General features: G+C 67.1%; 22 protein-coding genes. 8 read left to right on the forward strand and 14 right to left on the reverse strand.

What is annotated here, in order from left to right; genetic code table 11:
* Positions 1-7: 7 nt before the first annotated feature.
* The 4 genes from OKA11_RS19665 to alaS all read right to left on the reverse strand — a co-directional run bounded on the left by OKA11_RS19665 (position 8) and on the right by alaS (position 6,096).
* Positions 8-1,828 carry a DUF885 domain-containing protein gene (locus tag OKA11_RS19665; RefSeq protein WP_267223482.1) on the reverse strand — a complete coding sequence of 607 codons (1,821 nt, stop codon included), beginning with the start codon at positions 1,826-1,828 and terminating at the stop codon, positions 8-10.
* An 80-nt stretch (positions 1,829-1,908) separates the two neighbouring features.
* Complete coding sequence (locus OKA11_RS19670; RefSeq protein WP_267223484.1) at positions 1,909-2,850, reverse strand: glutaminase; 942 nt, start codon at positions 2,848-2,850, stop codon at positions 1,909-1,911.
* A complete protein-coding gene (locus OKA11_RS19675) occupies positions 2,843-3,346 on the reverse strand; it encodes a hypothetical protein (protein WP_267223486.1) in 504 nt (167 codons plus the stop codon). Before OKA11_RS19675 ends, OKA11_RS19670 begins: the two co-directional genes overlap by 8 nt.
* Positions 3,343-6,096, reverse strand: coding sequence for an alanine--tRNA ligase (alaS, locus tag OKA11_RS19680; RefSeq protein WP_267223488.1), 2,754 nt, complete (start codon positions 6,094-6,096; stop codon positions 3,343-3,345). Before alaS ends, OKA11_RS19675 begins: the two co-directional genes overlap by 4 nt.
* Positions 6,097-6,407: 311 nt before the next feature.
* Between alaS and OKA11_RS19685 the strand changes: the two genes are divergently transcribed.
* Positions 6,408-8,222, forward strand: a complete 1,815-nt coding sequence (locus OKA11_RS19685; RefSeq protein WP_267223490.1) for a DUF885 domain-containing protein — start codon at positions 6,408-6,410, stop codon at positions 8,220-8,222.
* A 166-nt stretch (positions 8,223-8,388) separates the two neighbouring features.
* Here OKA11_RS19685 and recA read toward each other — a convergent pair whose 3' ends face one another.
* From recA to smpB, 4 genes are all read right to left on the reverse strand, one after another.
* Complete coding sequence (gene recA, locus OKA11_RS19690) at positions 8,389-9,465, reverse strand: recombinase RecA (protein WP_267223492.1); 1,077 nt, start codon at positions 9,463-9,465, stop codon at positions 8,389-8,391.
* A gap of 110 nt (positions 9,466-9,575) precedes the next feature.
* Positions 9,576-12,065 (reverse strand): ATP-binding protein, encoded by a 2,490-nt coding sequence (locus tag OKA11_RS19695; RefSeq protein ID WP_267223493.1) that lies wholly within the window; start codon positions 12,063-12,065, stop codon positions 9,576-9,578.
* Positions 12,062-12,670, reverse strand: coding sequence for a DUF2062 domain-containing protein (locus OKA11_RS19700; protein ID WP_267223495.1), 609 nt, complete (start codon positions 12,668-12,670; stop codon positions 12,062-12,064). The genes OKA11_RS19695 and OKA11_RS19700 overlap by 4 nt, the downstream gene beginning before the upstream one ends.
* Positions 12,667-13,149 carry an SsrA-binding protein SmpB gene (gene smpB, locus OKA11_RS19705; RefSeq protein ID WP_142632673.1) on the reverse strand — a complete coding sequence of 161 codons (483 nt, stop codon included), beginning with the start codon at positions 13,147-13,149 and terminating at the stop codon, positions 12,667-12,669. The genes OKA11_RS19700 and smpB overlap by 4 nt, the downstream gene beginning before the upstream one ends.
* Before the next feature lie 273 nt (positions 13,150-13,422).
* Here smpB and OKA11_RS19710 point away from each other — a divergent pair, with 273 nt between their 5' ends.
* A complete protein-coding gene (locus tag OKA11_RS19710) occupies positions 13,423-15,432 on the forward strand; it encodes a S9 family peptidase (protein ID WP_267223498.1) in 2,010 nt (669 codons plus the stop codon).
* 78 nt (positions 15,433-15,510) lie between these two features.
* Here the strand turns inward: OKA11_RS19710 and OKA11_RS19715 are convergent, their stop codons facing one another.
* Both OKA11_RS19715 and dapA read right to left on the reverse strand, forming a co-directional pair.
* Positions 15,511-15,978, reverse strand: a complete 468-nt coding sequence (locus tag OKA11_RS19715) for a hypothetical protein (RefSeq protein WP_267223500.1) — start codon at positions 15,976-15,978, stop codon at positions 15,511-15,513.
* A 441-nt stretch (positions 15,979-16,419) separates the two neighbouring features.
* The gene (gene dapA, locus OKA11_RS19720; RefSeq protein ID WP_267223502.1) at positions 16,420-17,301 is read right to left on the reverse strand and encodes a 4-hydroxy-tetrahydrodipicolinate synthase; all 882 of its coding nucleotides are present in this window, start codon (positions 17,299-17,301) and stop codon (positions 16,420-16,422) included.
* A 92-nt stretch (positions 17,302-17,393) separates the two neighbouring features.
* Here dapA and OKA11_RS19725 point away from each other — a divergent pair, with 92 nt between their 5' ends.
* Complete coding sequence (locus OKA11_RS19725) at positions 17,394-19,358, forward strand: lytic transglycosylase domain-containing protein (protein ID WP_267223504.1); 1,965 nt, start codon at positions 17,394-17,396, stop codon at positions 19,356-19,358.
* Between the two features lie 49 nt (positions 19,359-19,407).
* Here the strand turns inward: OKA11_RS19725 and OKA11_RS19730 are convergent, their stop codons facing one another.
* Positions 19,408-20,772, reverse strand: a complete 1,365-nt coding sequence (locus tag OKA11_RS19730; protein ID WP_267223507.1) for a glycoside hydrolase family 27 protein — start codon at positions 20,770-20,772, stop codon at positions 19,408-19,410.
* A gap of 130 nt (positions 20,773-20,902) precedes the next feature.
* On the opposite strand from OKA11_RS19730, the gene greB reads away from it, so the two are divergent.
* Genes greB through OKA11_RS19745 form a run of 3 tightly spaced genes read left to right on the forward strand, consistent with a single transcriptional unit; the run spans position 20,903 to position 22,187 of the window.
* Entirely contained in the window at positions 20,903-21,388 is a 486-nt protein-coding gene (gene greB / locus OKA11_RS19735; RefSeq protein WP_267223510.1) for a transcription elongation factor GreB, read from the forward strand.
* 23 nt (positions 21,389-21,411) lie between these two features.
* Complete coding sequence (locus OKA11_RS19740) at positions 21,412-21,678, forward strand: hypothetical protein (protein WP_267223511.1); 267 nt, start codon at positions 21,412-21,414, stop codon at positions 21,676-21,678.
* Positions 21,675-22,187 (forward strand): hypothetical protein, encoded by a 513-nt coding sequence (locus OKA11_RS19745; protein WP_267223513.1) that lies wholly within the window; start codon positions 21,675-21,677, stop codon positions 22,185-22,187. The genes OKA11_RS19740 and OKA11_RS19745 overlap by 4 nt, the downstream gene beginning before the upstream one ends.
* A 51-nt stretch (positions 22,188-22,238) precedes the next feature.
* On the opposite strand, the gene OKA11_RS19750 is transcribed toward OKA11_RS19745, so the two are convergent.
* Positions 22,239-22,907 (reverse strand): outer membrane protein, encoded by a 669-nt coding sequence (locus tag OKA11_RS19750; protein ID WP_267223515.1) that lies wholly within the window; start codon positions 22,905-22,907, stop codon positions 22,239-22,241.
* Between the two features lie 287 nt (positions 22,908-23,194).
* Between OKA11_RS19750 and rlmN the strand changes: the two genes are divergently transcribed.
* Complete coding sequence (gene rlmN, locus OKA11_RS19755) at positions 23,195-24,508, forward strand: 23S rRNA (adenine(2503)-C(2))-methyltransferase RlmN (RefSeq protein WP_267223518.1); 1,314 nt, start codon at positions 23,195-23,197, stop codon at positions 24,506-24,508.
* Between the two features lie 154 nt (positions 24,509-24,662).
* The gene (locus tag OKA11_RS19760) at positions 24,663-25,589 is read left to right on the forward strand and encodes a formylglycine-generating enzyme family protein (RefSeq protein ID WP_267223522.1); all 927 of its coding nucleotides are present in this window, start codon (positions 24,663-24,665) and stop codon (positions 25,587-25,589) included.
* Between the two features lie 46 nt (positions 25,590-25,635).
* Here OKA11_RS19760 and OKA11_RS19765 read toward each other — a convergent pair whose 3' ends face one another.
* Both OKA11_RS19765 and OKA11_RS19770 read right to left on the reverse strand, forming a co-directional pair.
* Entirely contained in the window at positions 25,636-26,001 is a 366-nt protein-coding gene (locus OKA11_RS19765; protein ID WP_267223524.1) for a response regulator, read from the reverse strand.
* A gap of 125 nt (positions 26,002-26,126) precedes the next feature.
* A complete protein-coding gene (locus OKA11_RS19770; protein WP_267223520.1) occupies positions 26,127-26,444 on the reverse strand; it encodes a hypothetical protein in 318 nt (105 codons plus the stop codon).
* Positions 26,445-26,593 lie beyond the last annotated feature (149 nt).

Here is a 26,593-nt window from a genome sequence, read left to right on the forward strand (position 1 = left end):
CTTTCCCTCACGCCGCCTTCTTCGCCGCGATCCAGCGGTCGACCGAGGCCGAGAGCACGTCGAGCGGCACCGGCCCCTGCGACAGCACCAGATCGTGGAAAGCGCGCAGGTCGAACTTGTCGCCCAGCGCCGTCTCGGCCTTGCCGCGCAGTTCGCGGATGCGGATCTCGCCGATCTTGTAGCCCAGCGCCTGGCCCGGCCAGGAGATGTAGCGGTTCACCTCGGCGTCGATGTTGGCATCGGTCAGCGCGGTATTGGCCTTCATGAAGGCGACCGCGCGGGCCTTGTCCCAGCCCTTGGCGTGGATGCCGGTGTCGACGACCAGACGGCAGGCCCGCCACAACTCGTAGGACAGGCGGCCCATCATCTTCTCGTTGGTGTCGTAAAGGCCCATTTCCTCGCCGAGATACTCGGAATAGAGCCCCCAGCCCTCGATGAAGGCGGTGAAGCCCGCCGCATACTTGCGGAACGGCGCCAGGTCCTGCTCCTGCTGCAGGGCGATCTGGTTGTGGTGGCCCGGCACCGCCTCATGCGCGGTGAGCGCGGGCAGTTCCCAGAGCGGACGCTGGTCCAGCTTCGAGGTGTTGACGTAGTAATTGCCCGCGATCCCCGCCTCGGGCGAGCCGGGGAAATAATAGGCCGTCGTCGTGCCCTCGGCGGTTTCGGCGGGGATCGGCTTGATGCCGTAGGGCAGGCGCGGCAGCTTGCCGAAATAGCGCGGCATCATGCCGTCGATGCGCTTGGCCTGAAGCGCGGCGATCGCCAGCAGTTCCTCGGGGCTCCTGGCGAAGTACTGCGGGTCGCTCTGGATCTTGCGGATGTAATCGGCGCGGTTGGGATAGCCCGCCTTGAGGGCCACCGCGTCCATCCGCGCGACGATGCGCTTCACTTCGTCGAGGCCGATCTGGTGGATCTGGTCGGGCGTCAGGTCCGTGGTGGTGTGGATGCGGGCCTGCAGCGCGTACCATTCCTTGCCCTGCGGCAGCGTGGAGGCGCTGTCGTTCTTGCGGCAGGCGGGCTGGTACTTCGCCTCGAACCACTTGCGCAGGCCGCGATATTCCGGCGTCAGCGTGTCGCGGATGATGCTGACGGCGCGGGCCTGCATCGCGCTCCACTCCGCCTCGCCGATCGAGGCTGGACGGGTGCGGGTGAAGGGCGCGTAGAAGCGGGTGTCCTCCACCTTGCCGTCCACCGGGCCGGACAGCGTCTGCGCCGTGTTGCCCAGCACCGAGCAGGGCAGCACATAGCCTTCGGCAATGGCGCGGTTGCTGATCTCCAGCGCCTGCGCGTTGTACTTGGGGAACTGGGCGAGACGGTCGAGATAGGACTGATAGTCCGCCTTGTCATTGAGCGGCAGCGAATTGGCGAGGTCGGCAAAACCCTGCGCCCAGTTCGAATACGTGGTGAACAGCATCATCCGCTCGCCGAAGCGGTTGCCGTCGACATCGTCCTTGAGCATGCGCATAAGCACGCCCTTGTTGGTGCGCCCCGCCTCGGACAGCTGGGCGTCGGGAATGGCGGCGAGCTGGTCGTAGAAGCGCTGCTCCTGCGCCGCGTTGCGGTCGGCGGCGGCAAGGCTCATGTCGGGCATCTTGCCGTCGGCGGCGTGGTCGCCCAGCGTCGAGGCGAGGAAGGGATTGATCGTCAGCATCCACTTCCAGTGTGCGTCCAGCACCGACTGAAGCTGCGCCTCGGCCGCCGAAGGCGCTGCTGCCGCCTGCGTCTGCGTCTGCGCGAGCGCCGTGCCTGCGGTTCCGCTCGTGCAAAGCAGGAGAGCAAGCGCCAGCGCGCCGCGCGAACGGCGCGCAAGGGAAAAGCGTTCGGTCATGGTAGTCCCCCGGGGTCTCAAAAGATGGCCGCGAACCTGCAAGCTTGCCAAAGGCTTGGCAAGAGCATCGCGCCCGCTGTCTACAGCCCTTGGGAGAGGCGCGGCTCGAACACCGACCAGCCAGTGCGCTGCACCAGCCGCTCCAGCGCGAGCTGGCCAAGCTGCGAATTGCCGCTGGCGTTGAGCCCGGGCGACCACACCGCTATGCTGGCGATCCCCGGCGCCACCGCGAGGATGCCGCCGCCCACCCCCGACTTGCCCGGCAGGCCGATGCGGTAGGCAAAGTCGCCCGAGTTGTCATAGTGGCCGCAGGACATCATCAGCGCGTTGATGCGCCGCGCGCGCTTCTCGGTGACGACCCGGTGACCGTCGGACACCCCGCCGCCCATCAGGAAGCGCCCCGCCATCGCCAACTGGCGGCACGACATCGCCAGCGCGCAGAAGTGGAAATAGGTGCCCAGCACCAGGTCGACCTCGCCCTCGATATTGCCGAAGGCGCGCATGTAGTTGGCCAGCGCCTTGTTGCGAAAGCCGCCGTCCTGCTCGGCGCGGGCCACGGTCTCGTCGATGGCGATGGTATCGTCGCCCGCCAGTTCGCGCACGAAGCGCAGCATCTGCCCGATCGCCTCGCGCGGCTGGAGCCGCCCCAGCAGCACGTCGCACACGACGATGGCGCCCGCGTTGATGAAGGGATTGCGCGGGATGCCGTGCTCGGTCTCGAGCTGGACGATGGAATGGAAGGCAGAGCCCGAAGGCTCTCGCCCGACCCGATGCCAGAGCTGGTCGCCCACCGCGCCCAAAGCCAGCGTCAGCGCGAAGACCTTCGAGATCGACTGGATCGAGAACGGCTCCTCGGCATCGCCTGCCGTGTGCACGGTGCCGTCGGCCATGACCACCGCCATCCCGAACCTGGTATCGGGCACCAAGGCCAGCGGCGGGATATAGTTCGCCACCTTGCCGCGGTTGTCGGCGAAGCGCAGTTCCTCGGCGATCCCGGCAATCAGGGCGGAGATGTCAGTCATGGGCGGCAACGGAACCCTCGCGCTGCGCAACCGCGAGGCCGAAGGGCTCCTTCAACGCGCGCAGCCGCAGATCCTCGCCCGGTTCGGCAGCGGCGCCATCGCCGGGCGCGGACACCCTCGCGCGAAGCCCCTTTCCGTCGCGTTGAAGCGACACCTCGGTAACGATCTCGCCGGGGCCATCGGCCCCTTCGTATCGCTCGGTGAAGCGCAGCGAATAGCCCGAGGCGGTCGCCTGAACGGGAACCACGTGCGAGACATTGCACCAGCCTTCGCACAGCACGACTTCGGCCAGGAGCACGCCCCGCTCCCGGAACAGCCTCAGCTCCAGTCCGCCAAGGTCACCCGTCTCGCGAGATTCGCGCACCGACCCGTAAAGCCCATCGGGAATGTCCGAAGGCGGGGCGGCAGCTTGGGCAGGCGCCGCCACAGTGCAGGCAAGAGTGACGCCGAGGCCGAGCGCGATGCGCTGCCGATACCCCGGCGCTATCCTCTTCACCCCGCCAGCGCCGCCTTGACCGCGGCGATCGCGTCGGCCGCCTTGTCGCCGTCGGGGCCGCCGCCCTGCGCCATGTCGGCGCGGCCGCCGCCGCCCTTGCCGCCGAGCGCTTCGACGCCCTTGCGCACGAGATCGACCGCGCTGATCGTGCCGGTGAGGTCATCGGTGACAGCAGCGGCAATCGCCGCCTTGCCCTCGTTGACCGCGACGATCGCGGCGACGCCCGAGCCGATGCGCTGCTTGGCCTGGTCGAGCAGCCCGCGCAGGTCCTTGGGGTCGAGCCCTTCGAGCACCTGCCCGGAGAAGGTCACGCCGTTGATCGTCTCGTCGGCGTTCTCGGCCTTGCCCGAACCGCCGCCCAGCGCGCCAGAAAGGGCAAGCGTCTTCTTCGCCTCGGCGAGTTCACGCTCCAGCTTCTTGCGCTCGTCCATCAGCGCGGTGACGCGGGCCTCGACCTCTTCCGGCGTCGTGCGCAGCACGCTGGCGGTGCTCTTGAGCGCGTCCTCGCGGGCGACCAGCCACTGGCGTGCGCCCTCGCCGGTCAGCGCCTCGATGCGGCGAACGCCCGAGGACACCGCGCTTTCCGAAACGATGCGGAAAATGCCGATGTCGCCGGTGGCGCGCACGTGGGTGCCGCCGCAAAGCTCGACCGAGTAGGTATGCTCGCCCGAGGCGTCCTTCGAGGTGGTGCCCATCGACAGCACGCGTACTTCATCGCCGTACTTCTCGCCGAACAGCGCCATGGCGCCGGCCTCGATGGCGTCTTCCGGCGTCATCAGGCGGGTGAGAACGGGGTCGTTGGCGCGGATCTCGGCGTTCACTTCCGCCTCGATCGCGGCAATGTCCTCGGCCGAGAGCGCGGTCGGGTGCGAGAAGTCGAAACGCAGGCGTTCGGCCGCGACCAGCGAGCCCTTCTGGGTGACGTGGCCGCCCAGACGGCCGCGCAGCGCCGCATGCAGGAGGTGCGTGGCCGAGTGATTGGCGCGCACGGCGTCGCGGCGCGCCACGTCGACGGTAAGGTTGACGGCATCGCCGACCTTGATCGTGCCCGCCTCGACCGTGCCGCTCATGGCGTGGAGGCGGCCCAGCGGCTTGGCGGTGTCGGACACCGCGATCTTCAGCCCGGCGTTCGTCGTGATCGTACCGGCATCGCCGACCTGACCGCCCGATTCGCCGTAGAACGGCGTCTGGTTGGTCAGCACGGTCACTGTGTCACCGGCAGCCGCGGAAGTGACTTCCTTGCCGTCCTTCACCAGCGCCACCACCTGGCCTTCGCCCAGGGTGGAGGTGTAGCCGGTGAACTCGCTCGCGCCTTCGCGCTCGGCGATGTCGAACCAGACTTCGCTGTCGGCCGCCTGGCCCGAGCCCTTCCATGCGGCGCGCGCGGCAGCCTTCTGCTGCGCCATCGCCGCGTCGAAGCCGGCACGGTCAACCGTGAAGCCACGCGAACGCAGCGCGTCTTCGGTCAGATCATAAGGGAATCCGTAGGTGTCGTAGAGTTTAAACGCGACCTCGCCGCTAAGCTCGCGTTCAGTCGGCAAGCCTTCGATGTTCCGGATTCCGTCTGGTTGCCCAGGCTCCGTATTCATCACGTCGATACGTGTCGTAAAACCACGTTCAATGCGCGATATTTCTTGTTCGAGAAGTCCCAGGCCGTTGGCCAGCGTGCGGCGGAACTGCACTTCCTCGCGCTCGAGGGTTTCCTGGATCAGCGGCTGCGCGCGGCCAAGTTCCGGATAGGCCTGGCCCATCTCGGCCACCAGCGCGGGCACCAGACGGTGCATCAGCGGCTCCCTGGCGCCGAGGAGATGCGCGTGGCGCATGGCGCGGCGCATGATGCGGCGCAGCACGTAGCCACGGCCCTCGTTCGAGGGCAGCACGCCGTCGGCCAGCAGGAACGAGGTCGAGCGCAAGTGATCGGCGATCACCCGGTGGCTGGCGCGGCTGTCGCCCTCGGCGGCAACGCCGGTCAGGCTTTCGGACGCCGCGATCAGCGCCTTGAAGGTGTCGATGTCGTAGTTGTCATGCACGCCCTGCATGACCGCCGAGATACGTTCGAGCCCCATGCCGGTATCGATCGAGGGCTTGGGCAGGTTGCCGACGATCTCGCCGGCCGACTGCTCGAACTGCATGAACACGAGGTTCCAGATCTCGATGAAGCGGTCGCCGTCCTCTTCCGGCGATCCCGGAGGGCCGCCCCAGATGTGGTCGCCGTGGTCGAAGAAGATTTCCGAGCACGGACCGCAGGGGCCCTCGTCGCCCATCGCCCAGAAGTTGTCCTTGGTGGGGATGCGGATGATCTTGGATTCCGGCAGGCCGGCGATCTTCTTCCACAGGTCGAAGGCTTCATCGTCGGTGTGATAGACGGTGACCAGCAGCTTCTCGACCGGGAGGCCCCATTCCTTGGTCAGCAGGGTCCAGGCGTGGGTGATCGCCTGTTCCTTGAAATAGTCGCCGAACGAGAAGTTGCCCAGCATCTCGAAGAAGGTGTGGTGGCGCGCGGTGTAGCCGACGTTGTCGAGATCGTTGTGCTTGCCGCCGGCGCGGACGCACTTCTGCGAGGAGGTGGCGCGCGGCGTGGCGCGGGTTTCAAGGCCCGTGAACACGTTCTTGAAGGGCACCATGCCCGCGTTCACGAACATCAGCGTCGGGTCGTTGTACGGCACGAGCGGCGCTGACGGAACGGCGTCGTGGCCGTTCTGGGCGAAGTAGTCGAGGAAGGACCGGCGGATCTCGTTGGTCGTGTGCATGAGGCGCCGATAATGCAGGCGCGCAGGCTCGGCAAGCGGGATACCGCAGTCAGACTGTTCGGGAATTGCGTTATCTCGCGTCCCGTGGCGGGAACGCCACCCCGACGACGCCGGGAGCGCCACCCCGACGACGCCGGGAGCGCCACCCCGGCGGCGCCGGGAACGCCGCCCTGACGACGCCGGAAACGCCCCCCCTGACGACGGCGGCAATCGTATACGCCCGGGATTGCCTTTGCCTTGGGGCCGCGCCTAGGGTGCGCGCGACAAGGGTCGCATCACCGTCAAGACACGCCTCAACAAGGGGAAATTTCATGGATCGCCGCTCATTCCTGGGGCAGGCCAGCGTGGCCGCACTGGCCGCCGGGCTTCCGACCGCCGCCTTCGCCGCCGCTTCCGGCAAACCCGCAGATCAGAAACTGCGCACGCTGCTCGACACCATCTTCAACGACCGCCTGACGCAAAGCCCCGAAGGCGCCACCCGCCTCGGCCTCGACACCGGCAAGAACGCGGCGCTGAAATCGCAGCTTTCCGGTCGCAGCGCCGCCGATGCGGCGAAGGACCTTGCCCGTTCGCGGCAGGAACTGGCCTCGATCAAAGAGATCGGCCGCACGGGCCTGGGTGAGGATGCTGCGCTCGACTACGATGTCGTCACCTACCAGCTCGAACGCTCGATCGCCGGGCAGCAGACGTTCACCTACGGCTCCAGCGGTGGCCGCTTTGCGCCGTACCTGATCAGCCAGCTGAGCGGCGCCTATCAGGACGTGCCGGACTTCCTCGACACCCAGCACCGGGTGAACGACGCTGCCGACGCCGATGCCTATGTGACGCGCCTTGGCGCTTTTGCCGAAGTTCTGGATCAGGAAACCGAACGCCAGAGCGCCGATGCCGCGCGCGGCGTCTTCGCGCCGGACTATATCCTCGACACGACGCTCAAGCAGTTCGCCGCGCTGCGCGACAAGCCGGCGGCGGAAACCGGCCTTGTCACCGGCTTTGCCGCCAAGCTGGCCAAGGCGGGCCTGCCTGCGGACCGCGCCGCCGAGGCCGCCAAGATCGTCGCCGGGAAGGTGTTCCCGGCGCTCGACCGCCAGCGCGCACTGGTTACCGAATTGCGCGGGAAGGCTACCCATGAAGCCGGTGTGTGGCGCCTGCCCGATGGCGATGCCTATTATGCCTCGGCCGCCGAAGCGGCGACGACGGTGCGGCTCAGCGGCGACGAGATCCACCGCATGGGCCTCGATCAGGTGGCCGAGATCAGCGGACGGATCGACGGCATCCTCAAGGCGCAGGGCATGACCCAGGGCACCGTGGGCGAGCGGCTGGTCGCGCTCAACCAGCGGCCGGACCAGCTCTTCCCCAATACCGACGAGGGCCGGGCCGCCCTGCTGGCCGAACTCAACGCGCAGATCCTCAAGATGCAGCCCCGGCTGCCGGAACAGTTCGCGACACTGCCCAAGGCGCCGGTGGAAGTGCGCCGCGTGCCGCCCGCGATCCAGGCGGGGGCACCGGGCGGCTATTACCAGAACGCCTCGCTCGACGGCTCGTGCCCGGCGATCTACTACATCAACTTGCGCGATACCTTCGACCGGCCGAAGTTCGGCCTCGCCACGCTGACGCACCACGAAGCGGTGCCGGGGCACCACCTGCAGGTCATGCTCGCGCTCGAATCGCAGGACATCCCGATGATCCGCCGCCGCGGCGGCTTCAGCGGCTACAGCGAAGGCTGGGCGCTCTATTCGGAGCAGCTCGCCGACGAGATGGGCATGTTCGACGGCGATCCGCTGGGCCAGGTCGGCTACCTGCAATCGCTGCTGTTCCGCGCGACCCGCCTCGTCGTCGATTCAGGCATGCACGCCAAGCGCTGGAGCCGCGAGAAGGCGACCGACTTCCTGATCGCCACCACCGGCATTGCCCGTGGCCGCAGCCAGGGCGAGATCGATCGCTACACGGTCTGGCCGGGCCAGGCCTGCAGCTACAAGATCGGCCATACCATGTGGGTGAAGCTGCGCGACGAGGCCCGCGCCAGGGCGGGCGACAAGTGGGACCCCAGGGCATTCCATTCGGTCCTGCTGAAGGGCGCCCTGCCGCTCGCCGTGCTCGAGAAACTGGTGCGTTCGCGCTACGCCTGACGCGCGGCCCGCACCGCCCTCACCGCCCTCGCCCGGAGGCCGGTGGGGGGCCGGCGGGGGGCGGCGCGATCCGCGCGCCCGGCCAGACCACAAAAAAACCCCGGCCCTTGCGGGACCGGGGTTTTTTCAGGCCGGGATCGGTCACGATCGCGGCAGATCGCCGGGCTTATTCGGCGTCGTCTTCCGCCGAGGGGCCGACCATCATTTCCTCGGCAAGGCCTTCGGTGCGGGCACGGATCGCCTTTTCGAGGCGTTCGCACACTTCCTTGTTTTCCTTGAGGTAGGTCTTGGCGTTCTCGCGGCCCTGACCGATGCGGATCGAATCGTAGCTGAACCACGCACCCGACTTCTCGACGATGCCGGCCTTGACGCCAAGGTCGAGGATCTCGCCGATCTTCGAGACGCCTTCGCCGTACATGATGTCGAATTCGACCTGCTTGAACGGCGGGGCGACCTTGTTCTTGACGATCTTCACGCGGGTGGCGTTGCCGACGACTTCGTCGCGGTCCTTGATCGCGCCGGTGCGGCGGATGTCGAGACGGACCGAGGCGTAGAACTTCAGCGCGTTGCCGCCCGTGGTGGTTTCCGGGTTGCCGTACATCACGCCGATCTTCATGCGCAGCTGGTTGATGAAGATCACCAGGCAGCGCGAGCGGCTGATCGAACCGGTCAGCTTGCGCAGCGACTGGCTCATCAAACGGGCCTGGAGGCCAACGTGGCTGTCACCCATCTCGCCTTCGATTTCGGCGCGGGGAACCAGCGCGGCGACCGAGTCCACCACCAGCACGTCGATCGCGTTCGAACGCACCAGCGTATCGGTGATTTCCAGCGCCTGTTCGCCGGTATCGGGCTGCGAGACGATCAGTTCGTCGATATTGACGCCCAGCTTCTTGGCATAGACCGGATCGAGCGCGTGTTCGGCGTCGATGAAGGCAGCGGTGCCGCCCATCTTCTGCGCTTCGGCGATGCAGTGCAGCGCCAGCGTGGTCTTGCCCGAGCTTTCCGGGCCATAGATCTCGATCACGCGGCCACGCGGCAGGCCGCCGACGCCAAGCGCGATGTCGAGGCCGAGCGAACCGGTGGAGATCGCCTCGACCTGCATCGCTTCCTTGGAGCCCAGCTTCATCGCCGAACCCTTGCCGAATGCCTTGTCGATCTGCGCGAGGGCGGCTTCGAGCGCCTTCTGACGGTCCATCGCTTCCTTTTCCTTGCCTTCCTGGATCAGCTTGAGCTGAGCAGCCATTTCACTTCCCCTTTGCTACCGGCATCACCGGAAAGGTCAACGTCACGCGAGGGGATGTATCGCTTTTGTTCACGTAGAACAAGAGGGGAACTTTGGCAGTTTTCCGTTTTTTAATGAGAGGCCGTTCGCGCCAGAACATCCCCGACTTTTTCGGAGAGCTGCTGCACCGAGAAGGGCTTGGGCATGAACCAGGCGTTGGCGATGCCGATTTCCTTGCGCAATTGCTCCTCGGCATAGCCCGACATGAACAGCACCGGCAGCCCGGGCGCGATTCTGCGGATTTCGCGCGCCATCGCCGGGCCGTCCATCGTCGGCATGACCACGTCGGAGACCACCAGGTCGAAGCGCCCGCCCTGCTGCACGCGTTCGAGACCCTCCTCGCCGTCGCGCGCCGAGGTCACCTGATAGCCCTGCCGGGTCAGCGCGCGTTCGGCGACCACCCGCACCGGGTCCTCGTCCTCGACCAGCAGGATCGAGCCGCCGCCTGCCCACTTGCTGGGCGGCGGTTCGTCCTTGGCGGCGGGCAAGGCGGTCTCCCCCGGGGCCATGTGGTGGACCGGCAGGTAGACCACGAAACGCGTGCCCTGCCCCACTTCGCTTTCCGCGAAGATGAAGCCGCCCGACTGCTTGACGATGCCGTAGACGGTCGAGAGGCCGAGGCCAGTGCCCTTGCCCTGCTCCTTGGTGGTGAAGAACGGCTCGAAGATCTTGCCGAGATGCTCGGGCGGGATGCCGCCGCCGGTATCCTCGACGATCAGCGCGGTATAGTCGCCCGCCGGGATGATCTCGCTGCGCATCGCCCGGACGTCGGTGGTGGTCACCCGGTGGGTGGCCAGCGTCAGGGTGCCCGAGCCGTCGCTGCCCTTCTTCATCTGCATGGCGTCGCGCGCGTTGACGGCAAGGTTGACGATCACCTGTTCCAGCTGCGTCGGGTCGGCCCGCACCGGCCCGAGATCGCGGTCATGGGTGACCACCAGCTGGATCTTCTCGCCGATCAGGCGGCGCAGCATCTGCGAGACGTCGGCCACCACGTCGGGCAGCTGGAGCACTTCGGGGCGCAGCGTCTGCTGGCGCGAGAAGGCCAGAAGCTGGCGGGTCAGCGAGGCGGCGCGGTTGGAGTTGGCGCGGATCTGCTGGATGTCGTCATAGTCGGAATCGCCCGGCGTATGGCGCATCAGCATGAGATCGCAGGTGCCCAGGATCGCGGTCAGCACATTGTTGAAGTCATGCGCGACGCCGCCGGCGAGCTGGCCCACCGCCTGCATCTTGGTGGCCTGCGCCACCTGCCGCTTGAGGCGGGTCTCCTCCGAGGTGTCGGTCAGGCCCAGCAGCACCGCCGCCTCGCCAAGCCCCCGCACCCCGGCAAGGCTGAGCGAGACCGGATCCTCGGGCAGCGCGGCCAGTCGCACGGCGATGTCGCCCGCAGCGGCAGGCCCCTGCGCATAACGACGGATCGCCTCGGACAGCGCGCGCTTGTCCTCGCGGGTGACGAGGTCGATCGGATAAGTCGGCGGATGCTGCCCCTCACGCCCCGCCGCCCGCATGAAGGCGGGGTTGGCGAACAGCAGCCGGCCGTCACGGTCGGCCATGGCGAGGCCGAGCGGCAACTGGCTCATCAGCGCTTCGAGATGGGGCGAGGCCGCCGCGCTGCTGCTGCCGGTGCCGATGCCCTGCGCAGCGTCGACCACCAGCATCAGCGAGGGCGTCGTATCGGGATCGGGTTCGCCGGGAAGATCGGGATCGGCGACCGGCACGTGGTAGAGCACCAGCGGCCCGCCGCGACCGCCATCGCGGGCCCAGCCGATCCGCTCGCCCTCTTCCTGGCTGAGCATCGCCACGAAGTCCTGTCCGGTCACGTCGGCCTGCGGGTCGCCCGCCGCGCGCTGCGCGAAGCCGGTGCTGGCGGCGCGGATCGTGCCATCGGGATCGACCAGCACCGCGCAGATGCCCGAGCGGGCCAGCCCCTCGCCCAGCTTGCCGCCGATCTGGCGGGCCACGTCGCCGACCAGATCGACCGCGTTCACCGACTGGATGCGCCAGACCAGGAAATCCTCGCCGCGCCCCGCACGGCGCACCTCGATGCGCCAGTCCGCTTCGGCCCCGCCCGCTCCCGAGCCCGGCCCCGAGCCCGCGCCCGGCATCGCGCCGCGCACCAGGGTGCTGGCCTGTCCGTCGCGCCAGACGGTGCGGACGAGTTCGGCGATCGGCTCCTTCGCCGCCTCGCCGATCGGCAGGCGCGAGGGATCGTGGCCAACGCCGAACCAGCTTTCATAAGTGGAATTGGCACAAGTGAGCCGCCCGGCCCGGTCAGTGAGGGCGATGGCCATGTCCTCGCGGTCGATCGCGGCGACCGTCACCGACCAGTCGGGCAGCGCGAACTCGACCTCGGCCTCGGTCACCCGGCGCCGCGCCAGCGACCAGGCGAGCCCGGCAAAGACCAGCAGCGCACCGCCCAGCACCGCCGCCAGCAGCCCGTCCCCGCTCACCAGCCAGACCAGCAGGACGCTGATCGCAAGCGCCGCGCCGACCACGCCCACGTCGCCGAGCGGGCTGCGCGGCATGCCGGAACCTGCGCCGATGCGCTGCCGGCCTGCGGTCATACGATGCCTTCCCGGTCACCCGCGCCCGCCGCATCCTCCGGCGAGGCATGGCGGAACAGCGAGCGGTGGCGGCGGGCACGGTGCTTGTGGCCGATCCAGTAGCGCCAGAACCACACGGTGAGGAAATAGCTGACCAGCGCGGCGACCACCGACTGGATGAACAGGCCGATCACCACGGCCGGCGCGGTGTCCGACAGCATCCAGCTGCGCCACTGCGCCAGACTTGCCCCTTCCCGCACCATGGCCTCCACTGTCGCGATGTCGGCATGGTACCCGAAGCTGTTGCCGATCGCCACGGCCAGCGGCAGGATGATCAGCAGGGTCGTCACCGGATTGGAGACGAAAGTGACAGCGGCGGCGAGCGGGATATTCCCGCGAAACGGCACGCAGAGCAGCGCTGCGCCGACGATCTGGACGCCCGGAATCAGCGCAAAGATGCCGATGAACATGCCCACCGCCATGCCGCGCGGCACCGAGCGGCGGGTGAAGCGGAACAGCTCCGGGCGCCGCGTGAACGGCGCGGTGAAGCGGTTCGCCTCAAGCTGCGCGTGCGTCGGCATCTGGCGGTGCAGCCAGGCGCCGAGGCGGTGGAGCAGCGCGCTCACCCGTGCTCGCGCAGGATGCGGCCCTGTTCCCGCTTCCAGTCGCGCTCCTTGATCGTATTGCGCTTGTCGGCCGCGTTCTTGCCCTTGGCGAGCGCCAGTTCGACCTTGGCGCGCCCGCGTCCGTTGAAATAGACCGAGAGCGGCACCAGGGTCATGCCCTTGCGCTCCACCGAGCCTTGCAGGCGGGCGATCTCGCGCTCCTTGAGCAGCAGCTTGCGGGGCCGCTTGGGCGTGTGGTTGAAGCGGTTGCCGTGGCTGAATTCGGGCACGTTGGAATTGACCAGCCAGCACTCGCCGCCCCTGATCTCGGCATAGGCCTCGGCAATCGAGCCCTCGCCGAAGCGCAGCGACTTCACCTCGGTACCGGTCAGGACGATGCCGGCCTCGAAGACCTCGTCGATGTGGTATTCGAAGCGCGCGCGGCGGTTCTCGGCGACGGACTTCTTCTTGTCGAATGTGGGGTGCTGCGGACGTGCCATATCGAAGCGGCATTTAGGGATTCACGCGGCAAAAGGAAACGCCCGTTTGCGCGATTTGCGACCGTGCGGGAGGTAAAGCGCATGGATGACGCCGCAAATCCCGCCCGGGGCGTGATGAAAATCACTGTTAGGTCTCGCCGAAACGCTAAAAGTCGCCCCGTAACAGGCATTTAATCGCAGAGCCGTGAGCGCGGGGCCTTGCCGTGCGCCGCGCCATGGGGAAACAATACGGCAATCCGGACGCACGGTCCGGCCAGGGGGACTTCTTTCTACATGACGACACCGGGCAGATGGGCGCTGGCGGCGCTCACCACGATCATCCCGCCGATTCTGGCCGCGCAGCCCGCGCTCGCCGCGGACGGCAGCGCGGCGATCCCGCCTGCGGGCCAGCCTGCCGCCGCGCCCGCCGTTTCCGGGCCGCCGCCGCTCGACGCCTACGGGGAGCTGCCGCGGGTCGAGGATGCCGCGCTGTCGCCCGACGGGACCAACATCGCCAGCATCAACCAGGTCGACGGACAGAGCCGGCTGCTCGTGGTCGACGAGGCGGGCAAGTTGCTCGTCAATGCCTCGACCGGCTCCGGCAAGGTACGCGCCATCGAGTGGGCGGACAACGAGACGATGCTGCTCACGACCAGTTCCACCGTGGCAATGTCCGGGTTCGCAGCCTACAAGTACGAACTGACCGGCACATTTGTGGTACCGCTCAAAGGCGGTCAGCCGGGGATGGTGTTCGCCAAGAATCCCGAAATCGCCGACACCACGCGCGGGCGCTACGGCATCCGCACGATCGGTGGCAGGACGGTGGGCTTCTTCGGCGGCATTGCGCTTTCCAAGTCGATGGAAGGTGACACTTTCGCCAGACATGGCCGCACCACGCTCTACGCGGTCGACCTCAAGACCAACCGGCCGCGCACGGTTGCCGCCCCGCCTAGCGAAGATCACCGGCGCGACTGGCTGGTGGACGCCAGCGGCCAGGTCGCCGTCGCGCTCGACATCGACCAGAAAGACGGCACCTGGAAAGTCACCGCCCCCCAGGGCGCGGAACTGGCGCGCGGGGTCGATCCCTCCGGCCACGTCAGCCTGTTCTGCTTCGGCAAGGACGGCACCACCGCGATCTACGCCATCGACGACAGCAAAGGCGCCTCGCACTGGTACGAAGTGCCGCTGGCAGGCGGCGAGGCGCACGAGATCTTTGCTGACACCAAGATCGCACGCATCTTTGTCGACAGCGCAAACGGGCGCCTGCTCGGCTACCAGATCGATGCCGAAGTGCCGAAGACGGTGATGTACGATCTCCACAAGCAGACCGCGCTCGACAAGATCTTCAGGGCCTTCGCCGGACGCAACCCCCGCCTTGTGGACTGGACGCCGGACTTCTCGCAAGTACTGCTCAGAACCAGCGGCAACAAGGACAGCGGCACCTGGTATTTCGTCGACGTACGGACTAGCCGCGCCGGTCCGTTCGGCTACGAACGCCCGCAGATCACCCCTGAACAGGTCGGGCGGATATCGATGGTCGCCTATACCGCCGCCGACGGCCTCAAGATGGACGGCGTGCTGACCCTGCCACCGGGGCGCGAGGCGAAGAACCTGCCGGTCGTCGTCCTGCCCCACGGCGGCCCGGCGGCCGAGGACAAGCCGGGCTTCGACTGGTGGGCACAGGCCTTCGCCTCGCGCGGCTACGCGGTGTTCCAGCCCAATTTCCGCGGCTCGACCGGCCGCACCGATGCCTTCCGCCACGCCGGAGACGGCCAGTGGGGCCGCAAGATGCAGACCGACATCTCGGACGGCCTTGCCGAACTGGTGAAGCGCGGCATCGCCGACCCAAGGCGCGCCTGCATCGTCGGCGCCAGCTACGGCGGCTATGCGGCGCTGGCGGGGGTGACGCTGCAACAGGGGCTCTACAAGTGCGCGGTGGCGGTGGCGGGCGTCGCCGACGTCCGGCTGATGTACGATACCGACGTCCGCGAAAACGGCGATTCGCAGATGACCCGCGAGGCCCTGCGCCAGCAGCTTGGCGATCCCGCCGGCTACGACGCGATCTCGCCCCGCCGCTTCGCCGCCAAGGCCGACGCGCCGGTCCTGCTGATCCACGGCAAGGACGATACCGTCGTCGCCTATCGCCAGAGCACGATCATGGCCGACGCGCTGAAGGACGCGGGCAAGCCCTATGAGATGGTGACGCTGGCCAGCGAGGACCACTGGCTATCGCGCGAGGAGACGCGCAAGCGCATGCTCTCGGAAACGATGCGTTTCGTGCAGAAGTACAACCCGGCGGATTGAAGGTGTCTTGCGGGAAGTCCGCTTTCGGCGATGGCCGACTGAAAGGCGGACTTTCCGGGCACGCCCGAAGTCGGTCGTTCAGTCTAGCGCCGCTCTAGTGCGAAGAAAGGCAAGGTATCGTTGATCTTCGGTGGCAAACAATTCCACTCCAGCACCCATATAAGCCCGCATCAACTCGTCGGCAGCGCGATCATGCTCACCCATATCGAATAGCACCTGACCCAGCCTAAGATGAAGGAATGGATTGCCTACCGCGTCGGGACAAACCATCGCGTATTCCAGCGCCTCTTTCGCTGAGGTATTATAGTTTGCGAGAAACGCCGAGTCACCGATTGCCGCCAAAATCCAAGTGGACGCATTCCATTGGCTCTTTGGTTCGGGCACGATCTCCCATGCTCGATTATATTCGGCGATGGCTTCTTCATATCTTCCAGCAGAGGCGAGTGCATCACCATCGGCGCAAAAATGCTGGATCGCGTCATGGACGGTCGATGATAGTTCTGCGGTCGTCATAACGACTAAGGGTAGTCGGATGCTGCCCATCACTCAATGACTGCTTTCCACCCAAATCAGACATCTCCATCCCGCTCAGCCTGAGCCTGTCGAAGGCCCCGAGGCTGGGCGCTGTGGCTTCCATGCTTCGACAAGCTCAGCATGAGCGGAGTGGGTGGAGCAATGGCCGCAATCCCCAACCTGCGGCCACTCCGTCATACAAACAGGCAGCCCCAGGCCGGTCGCGTTTTTTAACGACCGAAGGTCCTTCCCCCATACCCCGCCATGGGCGCGCAACGCGCAGGCCGCACACAAGGTAAACGCTCCGAGGATCCGGGGGATCTCCTGAGTTTATCGAAGGGCCCCGGGACTTCCCCCCCCCTCTGAACCGCTCCGCGCCCGTGCACGGCGATCCCGGCTTTCGCTGGGATTACAAACAAAAAAAGGGCGCCGGTTCGCACCGGCGCCCTTCCTTTATCCGTAAAGCCGAAGCGATCAGACCAGGCCGGCGTGGACCAGGGCCTCGTCCACGGCCACGCGGGCCTTCTCGCCGCAGGGCACCAGCGGCAGGCGCAGTTCGTTCTCGATCCAGTCGTGGACCTGCGCCAGCGCGTACTTGCACGGCCCCGGCGAGCTGTCCTCGAACATGGCGTAGTGCAGCGGGTAGAGCAGGTCGTTGAGGCGGCGCGCTTCCTCGAGGTCGTTGGCGGCGCAGGCGGCCTGGAATTCGGCGCAGAGCCTGGGCGCGACGTTCGCGGTCACCGAGATGCAGCCGACGCCGCCCGCCGCGTTGAACGGCAGCGCCAGTTCGTCGTCGCCCGAAAGCTGGCAGAAGTCCTTGCCCAGCCCCATGCGGTGGTCGGTCACGCGGCTGAGGTCGCCGCTGGCGTCCTTGATGGCGATGATGCGATCGGGGAAGCGGCGCGCCAGTTCGATCACGGTTTCGGGCAGCAGGTCGGTCACCGTGCGGCCGGGCACGTTGTAGAGCACGATCGGCAGGTCGTTGTGCTCGGCAAGATAGCTGAAGTGGGCCAGCAACCCGTCCTGGCTGGGACGGTTGTAGTACGGCGCGACCAGCAGCGCGGCCGAGGCGCCGCACTTCTTGGAGAAGTTCATGTGCAGCAGCGCGTTCATCGTGTCGTTGCTGCCGCAGCCCGCGATCACCGGCACGCGCCCCGCCGCCTGCTCGACGCAGACCTCGATCACGCGGTGGTGTTCGGCGTTCGACAGCGTCGAGTTTTCACCCGTGGTGCCGCAGGGCACGAGCGCGGAGGAACCCGAATCGATCTGCCAGTCCACCAGCCGCCGAAAAGCCTGTTCATCGAACGCTCCGTCGCGAAACGGTGTAACAAGAGCAGGAATGGACCCCGAGAACATGGACTTTACCTCTGCTGATCGTCATCAAGGACGGACTGGCATCGGGTAACCGGTCCCGACGTTCAGCGCCTGATAAGGAGCCTTTCCCCCAAATGTCCAGCATGCAGCGTGCCGCCCCCCTCATCCTGCTTGCTTCCACGGCCCTGTTCTCAAGCCCCGCCCTCGCGCAGGACGGCCGCGAATGGGATGTCGCCAAGGCGCAGCAGATGCAGTCGCACGACATGAGCGTGCACCAGTCGATCGACCGCTGGCGCCAGCTCTCGGCCAGCAGCCAGCTCGATTTCGGCACTTATTCCGGCTTCCTGATGACCTACCCCGGCTATCCGCTGGAAGAGCGCATTCGCGGATATGCCGAACAGGCGCTGCAGCGCTATCCGGCGGACGCCAATTCCACCGTCGCCTTCTTCACCCGGTTCCCGCCGCTCTCGAACGAAGCCGCCGGGCGCTATGCCGTGGCGCTGTCGACCCTGCAGCGGCCCGATGCCGCGCAGAAGGCCGTGGCGGCATGGCGCGGCGGCAGCCTTGCAGCCGACGACGAGGCGCGGCTGCTCTCGCTCTACGGCGCGCGGTTCTCGGCCGCCGATCACGACGCCCGCATGGACGAACTGCTGTGGCAGGGCCAGACCGCGCAGGCCGAGCGGCAGATTTCCTTCGTCTCCCCCGCCAGTCGCCCGCTGTTCATGGAGCGGCTGTCGATCCTGCAAGGCTCGGCCCCGGGCTCGATGGGGCTGACGCTGACGCCGCAGATGAATGCGGACCCGGGCTATGTCTATGCCCGCGCGGTGCAAGCGCGCAAGTCGGGCAACCTGCCCGCCGAAATCGCCCTGCTGGCGAACCGCCCGCCGCTGGCGAAGCCGGTGCCGGAACCGGAAAAGTGGGTGCGCGAACTGCTCACCGCCGCGCGCGGAGCGGGTGCGGATTCGGCCGTGCGCATCGCCGGGTCGATCGACGATGCCTTCGCGCCGGGGACCGACATCTCCAAGCTCTCCTACCGCCTGCGCGACGATTACACGACGCTGGTCTGGCTGGGCGGCACCAAGGCGCTGTGGTCGCTGGGCGATGCCCGCCGCGCGGCGCCGCTGTTCTATCGCTACGGCGCTGCCGCGCAGACCCCCGGCACGCGTTCCAAGGGCTTCTACTGGGCCGGACGCGCACTGGCCCAGGCAGGCGACAGCGCCGGAGCCAGCCGCTATTTCGAGATGGCAGCCGCCTATCCGCAGTACTTCTACGGCCAGCTCTCGCTCGAACGGCTGGGCCGTCCGCTGCCCGACATGGACAGCAAGCCGCGCGCCATGCCCACGCCGGCCGAACGCAGCGCCTTCATGGCAAAGCCGATCACCCGGGCCGTGCGCGATGTCGCCCGCGATGCCGACTGGCGCACCGGGGTGCAGTTCTACAAGGAGATCTCCGACCAGGCGCAGAGCGAGGCGGATCACGTGCTCGTCGCCGACCTCGCGCGCGAGATCGGTCGGCGTGACCTCGCGGTGATCCTCGGCCAGAGCGCCCATGCCGATGGCTACGGCGATTTCGGCAAGATCGCCTATCCGCTGATCCCGACGCCGCCGGGCGCGGACTGGACGATGGTCCATGCCCTGACCCGGCAGGAAAGCCAGTTCGCGCAGAACGCGCTCAGCCATGCCGGCGCGCGCGGGCTGATGCAGCTGATGCCCGCCACCGCGCGCGAGCAGGCGGGCAAGCTCGGCCTCTCCTACGACGGCGACCGCCTCGTCAGCGACGCCAGCTACAACATCCAGCTCGGCGATGCCTACTTCGCGCGGATGCGCAATTACTTCGGCGGCTCCTACCCGCTGGCGATCGGCGCCTACAATGCGGGCGCGGGCAATGTGAACAAGTGGCTCGCCGCCAATGGCGACCCGCGCATGGGCTCGGTCGACTGGGTGACGTGGATCGAACAGATCCCCATCTATGAGACCAAGAACTACATCCAGCGCGTGCTCGAGAACGCGGTGGTCTACCGCTCGATCTACCCGGACAAATCGGGCGCGCAGAGCAGCCGTCCCCTCAGCCAGCTGATGGGCAAGAATACGCCGGGCTAAGTACAGCCCGGCGTCGGTTTAGGGCCGTTCTGGTACGCGTAGGTGCCGTTCAACCCGCTTTCAGCCGGTAGAGCGCGCAGGCGTGCGGGCGCAGGTTTGCACTCACCCTGCCCTCGCTGACGCCAAGCTCCCTGCCCTGCCACAGATCGCGCACTGCCGCGCGGCTGAGGCCGAGTTCGCGCAAGGGCACGGCAACCTCCAGCGGCGCCTCGCCGGTGTTGAACAGCGCCAGATAGCGGTCCTCGCTGCCCTCTGCGCGGGCCGACCAGACGCGGGTGTTGTCGGCCAGGAAATGCGGGCGATTGGCAGTGCTGTGCTGGTTCACCGCCAGGACCTCGCGGTTGGTGAGCAGCGCCAGGGTCGCATCGTCGATGCCGCGCAGGTCCCCGCCCATGATCAGCGGCGAGCGGGCGATCGACCACAGCGTCATCAGCGTCTGCTGCTCGTCCGGGGTGAAGCGGCTGGTGCGCTCGCCCAGCGCGATGCGGCCCAGCGGCAGCATGTCGGCATCGGGCCAGGAGCCGGGTCCGGCAAACGGCGACCAGTTCTCCAGCCGGGTGAACTGGGCCAGGAGTTGCGGCCATTCGTCCCAGAAATCGTCGGAAATGCGCCACATCTGCGCGTGCCTGCGCACGTCGCTGCCGCGCGGCACCGGAGTCTCGCCGGGCGAGAGGCTGAGCACGATCGGCCGGCCGCAGCGCGCAATGGCCCTGGCGGCCGCCTCGATCTCGGGCGCATGGGCGTCGTAGGGGCGGCTCATGTCGTCCATCTTCACGAAGTCCACGCCCCACGAGGCATAGAGGCGGAACAGGCTGTCGTAGTATTCCTGGGCACCGGGCTTGCGCATGTCGACGCCGTACATGTCCGGGTTCCATGGGCAGATGCTCTGCGTGTCGGCGATGTCCCGCGCGCGGTAGGGGGTGCCGAGGATCGGCAGGTTCTGCTCCACCGCCAGCCGCGCGATGCCGCGCATGACGTGGATGCCGAACTTCATGCCCATCGCGTGGACCTTGGCCGCCAAAGGCGCGAAACCCTTGCCGCCCTTCGACGAGGGAAAGCGGTTCGGCGCCGGGATCAGCCGTCCGTTGGCGTCGAGCGCGGGTACCGGATGGGCGTTGTAGGTGTAGCTGCTCGCCTCCGGCTCGTACCATTGGATGTCGACGGTGAAGACGTCGTAGCCCAGCGGCAGCAGCCTGTCGCGCATGATCGCGGCGGTTTCGAGCGCCTGCGCCTCGGTGATGGTGCCGGCAAAGCTGTTCCACGAATTCCAGCCCATCGGCGGACGCGGCGCCAGCGTCGCGCCGGGAGCCGCCGGAAGCGCGCCCGCGGCTTCAGCCGCAACGGCACGCGCTGCCATCCCGGCAAGCGGCGCGGCAGCGGCGGCGATGAGCGCGGAGCGGCGTGAAAGTTCCATGATTTCCTCGATCCCTGATGGCCCAAATGACCTTGCGCTCCTTTTGTCGGACTAATTCCTACAGCGCAAGGTCGTGGAGAAGCGCCTCGCCCCCTTTCCCGCCGGAAGCGGGCCCGATAAGGCTCTGGCGATGAAACCCGCAGGTCCTCCGATCACGCCCGCCGGAATGGCGAAATTGCGCGCCCGCTACGATCATCTGCTCGGCAAGGAGCGGCCGGAAATCGTCGAGATCGTCTCGTGGGCGGCGGGCAACGGCGACCGCTCCGAAAACGGCGACTACCTCTACGGCCGCAAGCGCATGCGCGAGATCGACCGCGAACTGGCCTTCCTCGCCCGCCGCATGAAGGCCCTGCGCGTGGTCGACCCGCGCGAACAGGGCGAACGCGGCAAGGTGTTTTTCGGCGCCACCGTCACGATCGCGGACGAGGACGACACCCACAAGACCGTGACCATCGTCGGCGACGACGAGCAGGATGCGGCAAAGGGCCTGATCGGCTGGAGCGCGCCGATGTCGCGCGCCCTGCGCGGCGCCGCGGTGGGGGACCTGCGCATGGTGCGCCTGCCGTCCGGCGAGAAGGAATGGGAAGTGATGGAGATCACCTACCCGGCTGACTGACAGGGCTGCACTTCGCCCCATGGATGGCGGCCGCGCCGGACCATCACGAGGAAGCCGAGGGCGATGCCGTGCCGGACGATGCGGCAAAGAGGATCAACCGCCTCGGCATGGATGATCCTGAACGCAGCCAGGCCATCATCGACCGGGACATGCTGCCCGGCTTCTGGGCCGGAGATTTTGGGCCGGGAATTTTGAGGCGGGAATTGAGAAAGGCGTCGCCGCAATCTCCGGTCCGATCCACTGACCGCTTCGCATCCGCGCGAAACCGTGCCATGAGCGCGCCTCGATGAAACGCCTATCCGGTCGCACGTTCCGCCTCGTCACCCTGCTCGCTATCGGTGTAGCCGGTGCCGTGCCGGCGCTCGCCCGCGAGAGCCTGGGGCTCTACGCGACCTGGGGCGCGTTCCGCGATCCGCTGGTGCCGCGCTGCTATGCCATCGCCATGGCCGAGCCCAGCCAGGCCGCGCGCGAATATCAGCCGTTTGCCGCCATCGGCAGCTGGCCGCGCCGGGGCGCGCGCGGGCAGTTGCACGTGCGCCTCTCGCGCCGGATCATGCAGCCCTCGACCGTCACGCTCACTGTCGGCGGGCAGCGCTGGCCGCTCATCGCCGGCGGCGGCGATGCATGGCCCCGCAACGAGGGTGACAACGCCGCGATCGTTGCGGCCATGCGCTCCGCCCCGCGCATGACCGTCACCGCCACCGACCTGAAGGGCAACCGCTTCGTCAACGCCTGGCCGCTGGCCGGCGCGGCTTCGGCGATGGACGCCGCCCTGATCGGCTGCGCGAAGGCGCAATAGGCAGACAGGGCGGCGGCCGGAGCCACCGCCCTTCCCTGCATCAGGCGACGATCAGAAGCGTACGCCGACGCCGGCCATGACCTGATGGCGGTCAAGGTCGAGGTTGAAACGCTGGCTGTCGGGAATGTCGCCGGTATAGTCGATCTCGCCCTTGCCGTAGTTCGAGTAGCGGTATTCGAGCTTGACGAAGGTGTTGTGGCTGATCGCCTGCTCGACACCGGCGCCGATCCGCCAGCCGTCGGCGTCGATGTCACGCTTGGTATCGACGGTGCCGACCGCATTGCGCACGTCGAACTTGGCGTTGGTATAACCGCCCTTGACGTAGACCATGGTCTTGGGCGCGACGACATAACCGAGGCGCGCGCCGACATAGAGGTCGCGGTTGGCCTTGACGTTGCCGATGCCGAAGCCTTCGAAATCGCCGTTGTCAAACTTGGTCTTGGCGGTCGACCAGGTCACTTCTGCCTCGGGGCCGAAGACGAAGTTGTTCATGCGGAAATCGTAGCCCGCGCCGACGCCGTAGGACAGGCCGTCGATCGACTGGTCGTTGTCGATATTGGAATCGTCGTCGATGCTGCTGCCGGCCCGGGTCACATCGTAACCGGCCAGCGCCTCGACGTGGAACTGTTCGAACGGCTGCACGGGGGCGACATCCTGCGCCATCGCCGGAACCGAAATCATCGCTGCGCCCGAGGTAAGGCAGAGAAGAGCCTTCTTCATGTTGTCACTCCAGTCCTTGTTCTTGAGCAGGTCTCGCCTGCCTGGACTGGTCAAATGCCTGTCGGGCAGGACCGGTTTCCTGAACATAACACAACGAAATCATTGATGTTTTTCAGCAACACTGGTGCGACAGACGGAGCCTGCGGCGCGCCCGGCGGGCGGAACCTGCCGGGCGCCATGCGCGTTCGCGCGACCGTCCCGCGCCTAGCCTGCGCCGCCCCTGCCGCCAATCGTGTTGCGCTGTATCTTCCGCTTTCGGGCAAATTGCCCTATATGGCGCCGCAATCATGACAGACACCATTTCCAGCTCCGCCGGGGCCGGCCCCATGCCGATCCCCGGGCACATCGACCCCGTTCCGGTGCCGCGCCCCGGCATCGTCGAAGGCGTAACCCCGCGCGAGGACGGCCGCGTCGACCTCATGGGCCTGCCCAGAAAGCGCATTGCCGACCTGTTCGAAAGCGCCGGGCTGGACCTCAAGGCCGCCAAGCTGCGCGCCAAGCAGGTCTACCACTGGATCTACCACCGCGGCGTGATCGAGTTCGAGGCGATGACCGACATCGCCAAGACCATGCGCCCCTGGCTGGCCGAGCGGTTCGTGATCGGCCGCCCCGAAATCGTCGAGGCCCAGCACTCCAGCGACGGCACCCGCAAGTGGCTGCTGCGCACCGCGGACGCGCACGATTTCGAGATGGTGTTCATCCCCGACGCCGACCGCGGCACGCTTTGCGTCTCCTCGCAGGTTGGCTGCACGCTCAATTGCCGGTTCTGCCACACCGGCACCATGCGTCTCGTGCGCAACCTGACCGTCGGCGAGATCGTCGGCCAGGTCATGCTGGCGCGCGACGCGCTGGGCGAATGGCCCAAGGGCCGCATGGACTTCGCTTTCGGGGACGGCGTCGACGGTGCGGAAGCCGAGAGCGATGACGAGGACGGCGGCTACTCCGCCGACGGCCGCCTGCTCACCAACATCGTGATGATGGGCATGGGCGAACCGCTCTACAATTTCGACAATGTGCGCGATGCGCTGAAGCTGGTCATGGACGGTGACGGCCTCGCCCTGTCGAAGCGCCGCATCACCCTCTCGACCTCGGGCGTGATCCCGCAGATGGCCCGCTGCGGCGAGGAAATCGGCGTGAACCTGGCCGTCTCGCTCCACGCGGTGACCAAGGACGTGCGCGACGAGATCGTGCCGATCAACAAGAAGTACGGCATCGAGGACCTGCTGCAGGCCTGCGCCGACTACCCGGGCGCCTCGAACGCGCGCCGCATCACCTTCGAATACGTGATGCTCAAGGACAAGAACGACAGCGACGAGGACGCGCGCGAACTGGTGCGCCTGCTCAAGCAGTTCAACCTGCCCGCGAAGGTCAACCTGATCCCGTTCAACCCCTGGCCCGGCGCGCAGTACGAATGCTCGACGCCGGAGCGGATCAAGGCGTTCTCGGACATCGTGTTCAAGGGCGGCATCTCGGCCCCGGTGCGCACCCCGCGCGGGCGCGACATCGATGCCGCCTGCGGGCAGCTCAAGACCGCCGCCGAAAAGAAGAGCCGCGCCGAGCTGGAGCGCCTCTACGCCGAGAAGGAAGTGGCGCTGGGGTAATTCGCCCGCGACGACCTGACCTCATCCTTCGTTTAGGGCCGCAAAGAAAATACGCATTTGGCGTAGGTTCGCTGCGGCCCTATGCATTACGGGATCTGAGGAAAGGACCGGGATGACCGAAACCGTGCGTGAACACAGCGACAGTCTGACCGGCATGATCCATCTGCCCGGCGGCACTTTCACCATGGGTTCCGAACGGTTCTATCCCGAAGAGGCACCCCTCCGCCGAGTCAGCGTCGATGCCTTCTGGATCGACGAGACCCCCGTGACCAACCGCCAGTTCGCCCGCTTCGTCGAGGCAACCGGCTACGTCACCGTGGCGCAGATCGCGCCGGATCCGAAAGACTATCCCGGGATGGCGCCGGAGATGGCGCAGCCCGGATCGCTGGTGTTCCACAAGACCGCCGCGCCGGTGGACACCGCCAATCCCGCCAACTGGTGGCGCTTCGATTTCGGCACCTCCTGGCGCCATCCCCATGGCCCCGGCAGCGATCTCGACACGCTGGACCTCTGGGACCACCCCGTCGTCCAGGTCAGCCACGCCGATGCCGAGGCCTATGCGCACTGGGCAGGCAAGGACCTGCCGACCGAGGCGGAATGGGAATTCGCGGCGCGCGGCGGGCTGGAAGGCGCGGAATTTGCCTGGGGCGACGAGCTGGCGCCGGGCGGGCAGATGCTCGCCAATTACTGGCAGGGCCTGTTCCCTTTCGCCAACCAGTGCCTCGACGGCTGGGAGCGCACGTCACCGGTGCGCAGTTTCCCCGCCAACGGCTATGGCCTCTACGACATGATCGGCAACACCTGGGAATGGACGCGCGACTGGTGGTCGGAGCGGCCCGAGGTGAAGAAGGGCGGCGGCTCGTGCTGCGCGCTCAGCAATCCGCGCGGCGCCAAGCTCAAGGACAGCTTCGACCCCGCGCAGCCGCAAGTGCGCATCGGCCTCAAGGTGCTGAAGGGCGGCTCGCACCTCTGCGCCGCGAACTACTGCCAGCGCTACCGCCCGGCCGCCCGCCATCCCGAGATGATCGACACCGCCACCAGCCACATCGGCTTTCGCTGCGTGGTGCGCGCGCCGGCGTGAAGTCCGTCGGACAATTCGCCGCCGGCGAAGTTCACGGCACCGGATCTCAGGCCGCGCCGATGCCCTGAAGCTTGCGGTGCAGGGTGTGATGATCGAACGGCTTGATGACGTATTCGTCGGCGCCCGCCTCGATGCCCTTGCGGATATCGCCATTGTCCGAATTGGTGGTGCAGAACACCACCTTGGGCTGGCAGGCCCCCTGCATGCCGCGCAGGGCCGTCACGAATTCAAGGCCGCCCATGAGCGGCATGTTCCAGTCCAGCAGGATCAGGTCGGGCATGGCCTGCACACACTTGGCCAGCGCTTCCTCGCCGTTCTCGGCCTCGATCACGCTGTAGCCCAGCGCCTCCAGGATGCGGCGCGAGACCTTGCGGATCACCCGCGAATCGTCGACGATCAGCCCGCGCCGCACGCCCGGTGCCCGGGGCGCTTCGGTAGCGGCAGGCGCCTCGAGCGCAGGCGCCGTATCGACTGCACGCGGGGCAGACGCCTGGGAGCGCTTGATCAGACCTTCCAGCATGACATTGACTCCCCTGCTCATGCGTTCTCGTTGGCCTGCAGGATCCGCGCGACTTTCTTGGCGGTCTCGATCACTTCCTGCTTTTCCTCGGCCAGTGCCGGCGGGTGCGGAAGCGATTCGGGCACGATTTCTGAAGGCGTCATCCGCACGTGAATGAACGGCACCCAGATCTCGCCGAACTCGGCCTTCTGGTACCACAAGTCGACGACATCGTAGGAAACCCAGAATCCATCGGGATCCTGCAGCCGCACGCCCTCGCCGATGCGGGGCACGGCGGCGAACCGGACGGTCTCCTGCGTCTGGCGTGTCTCGTTCTGGACTTCGATCTCGATCAACGAACGGTCTCCTTCGCTTGTCCGGCAAGCTAGGGGGAAATCCTTGCTGAAAAGGAAATTTTACCAATCTCCCGCGCCGTCCCGGCCGGACCGCGCCGGTTCGCCGCCCCGGCCCGCGTTTTCGGGCTCGAACGAATGCATCGCCCTAT

It is taken from the genome of Novosphingobium clariflavum, from assembly GCF_026420865.1.
GTDB lineage: Bacteria > Pseudomonadota > Alphaproteobacteria > Sphingomonadales > Sphingomonadaceae > Novosphingobium > Novosphingobium clariflavum.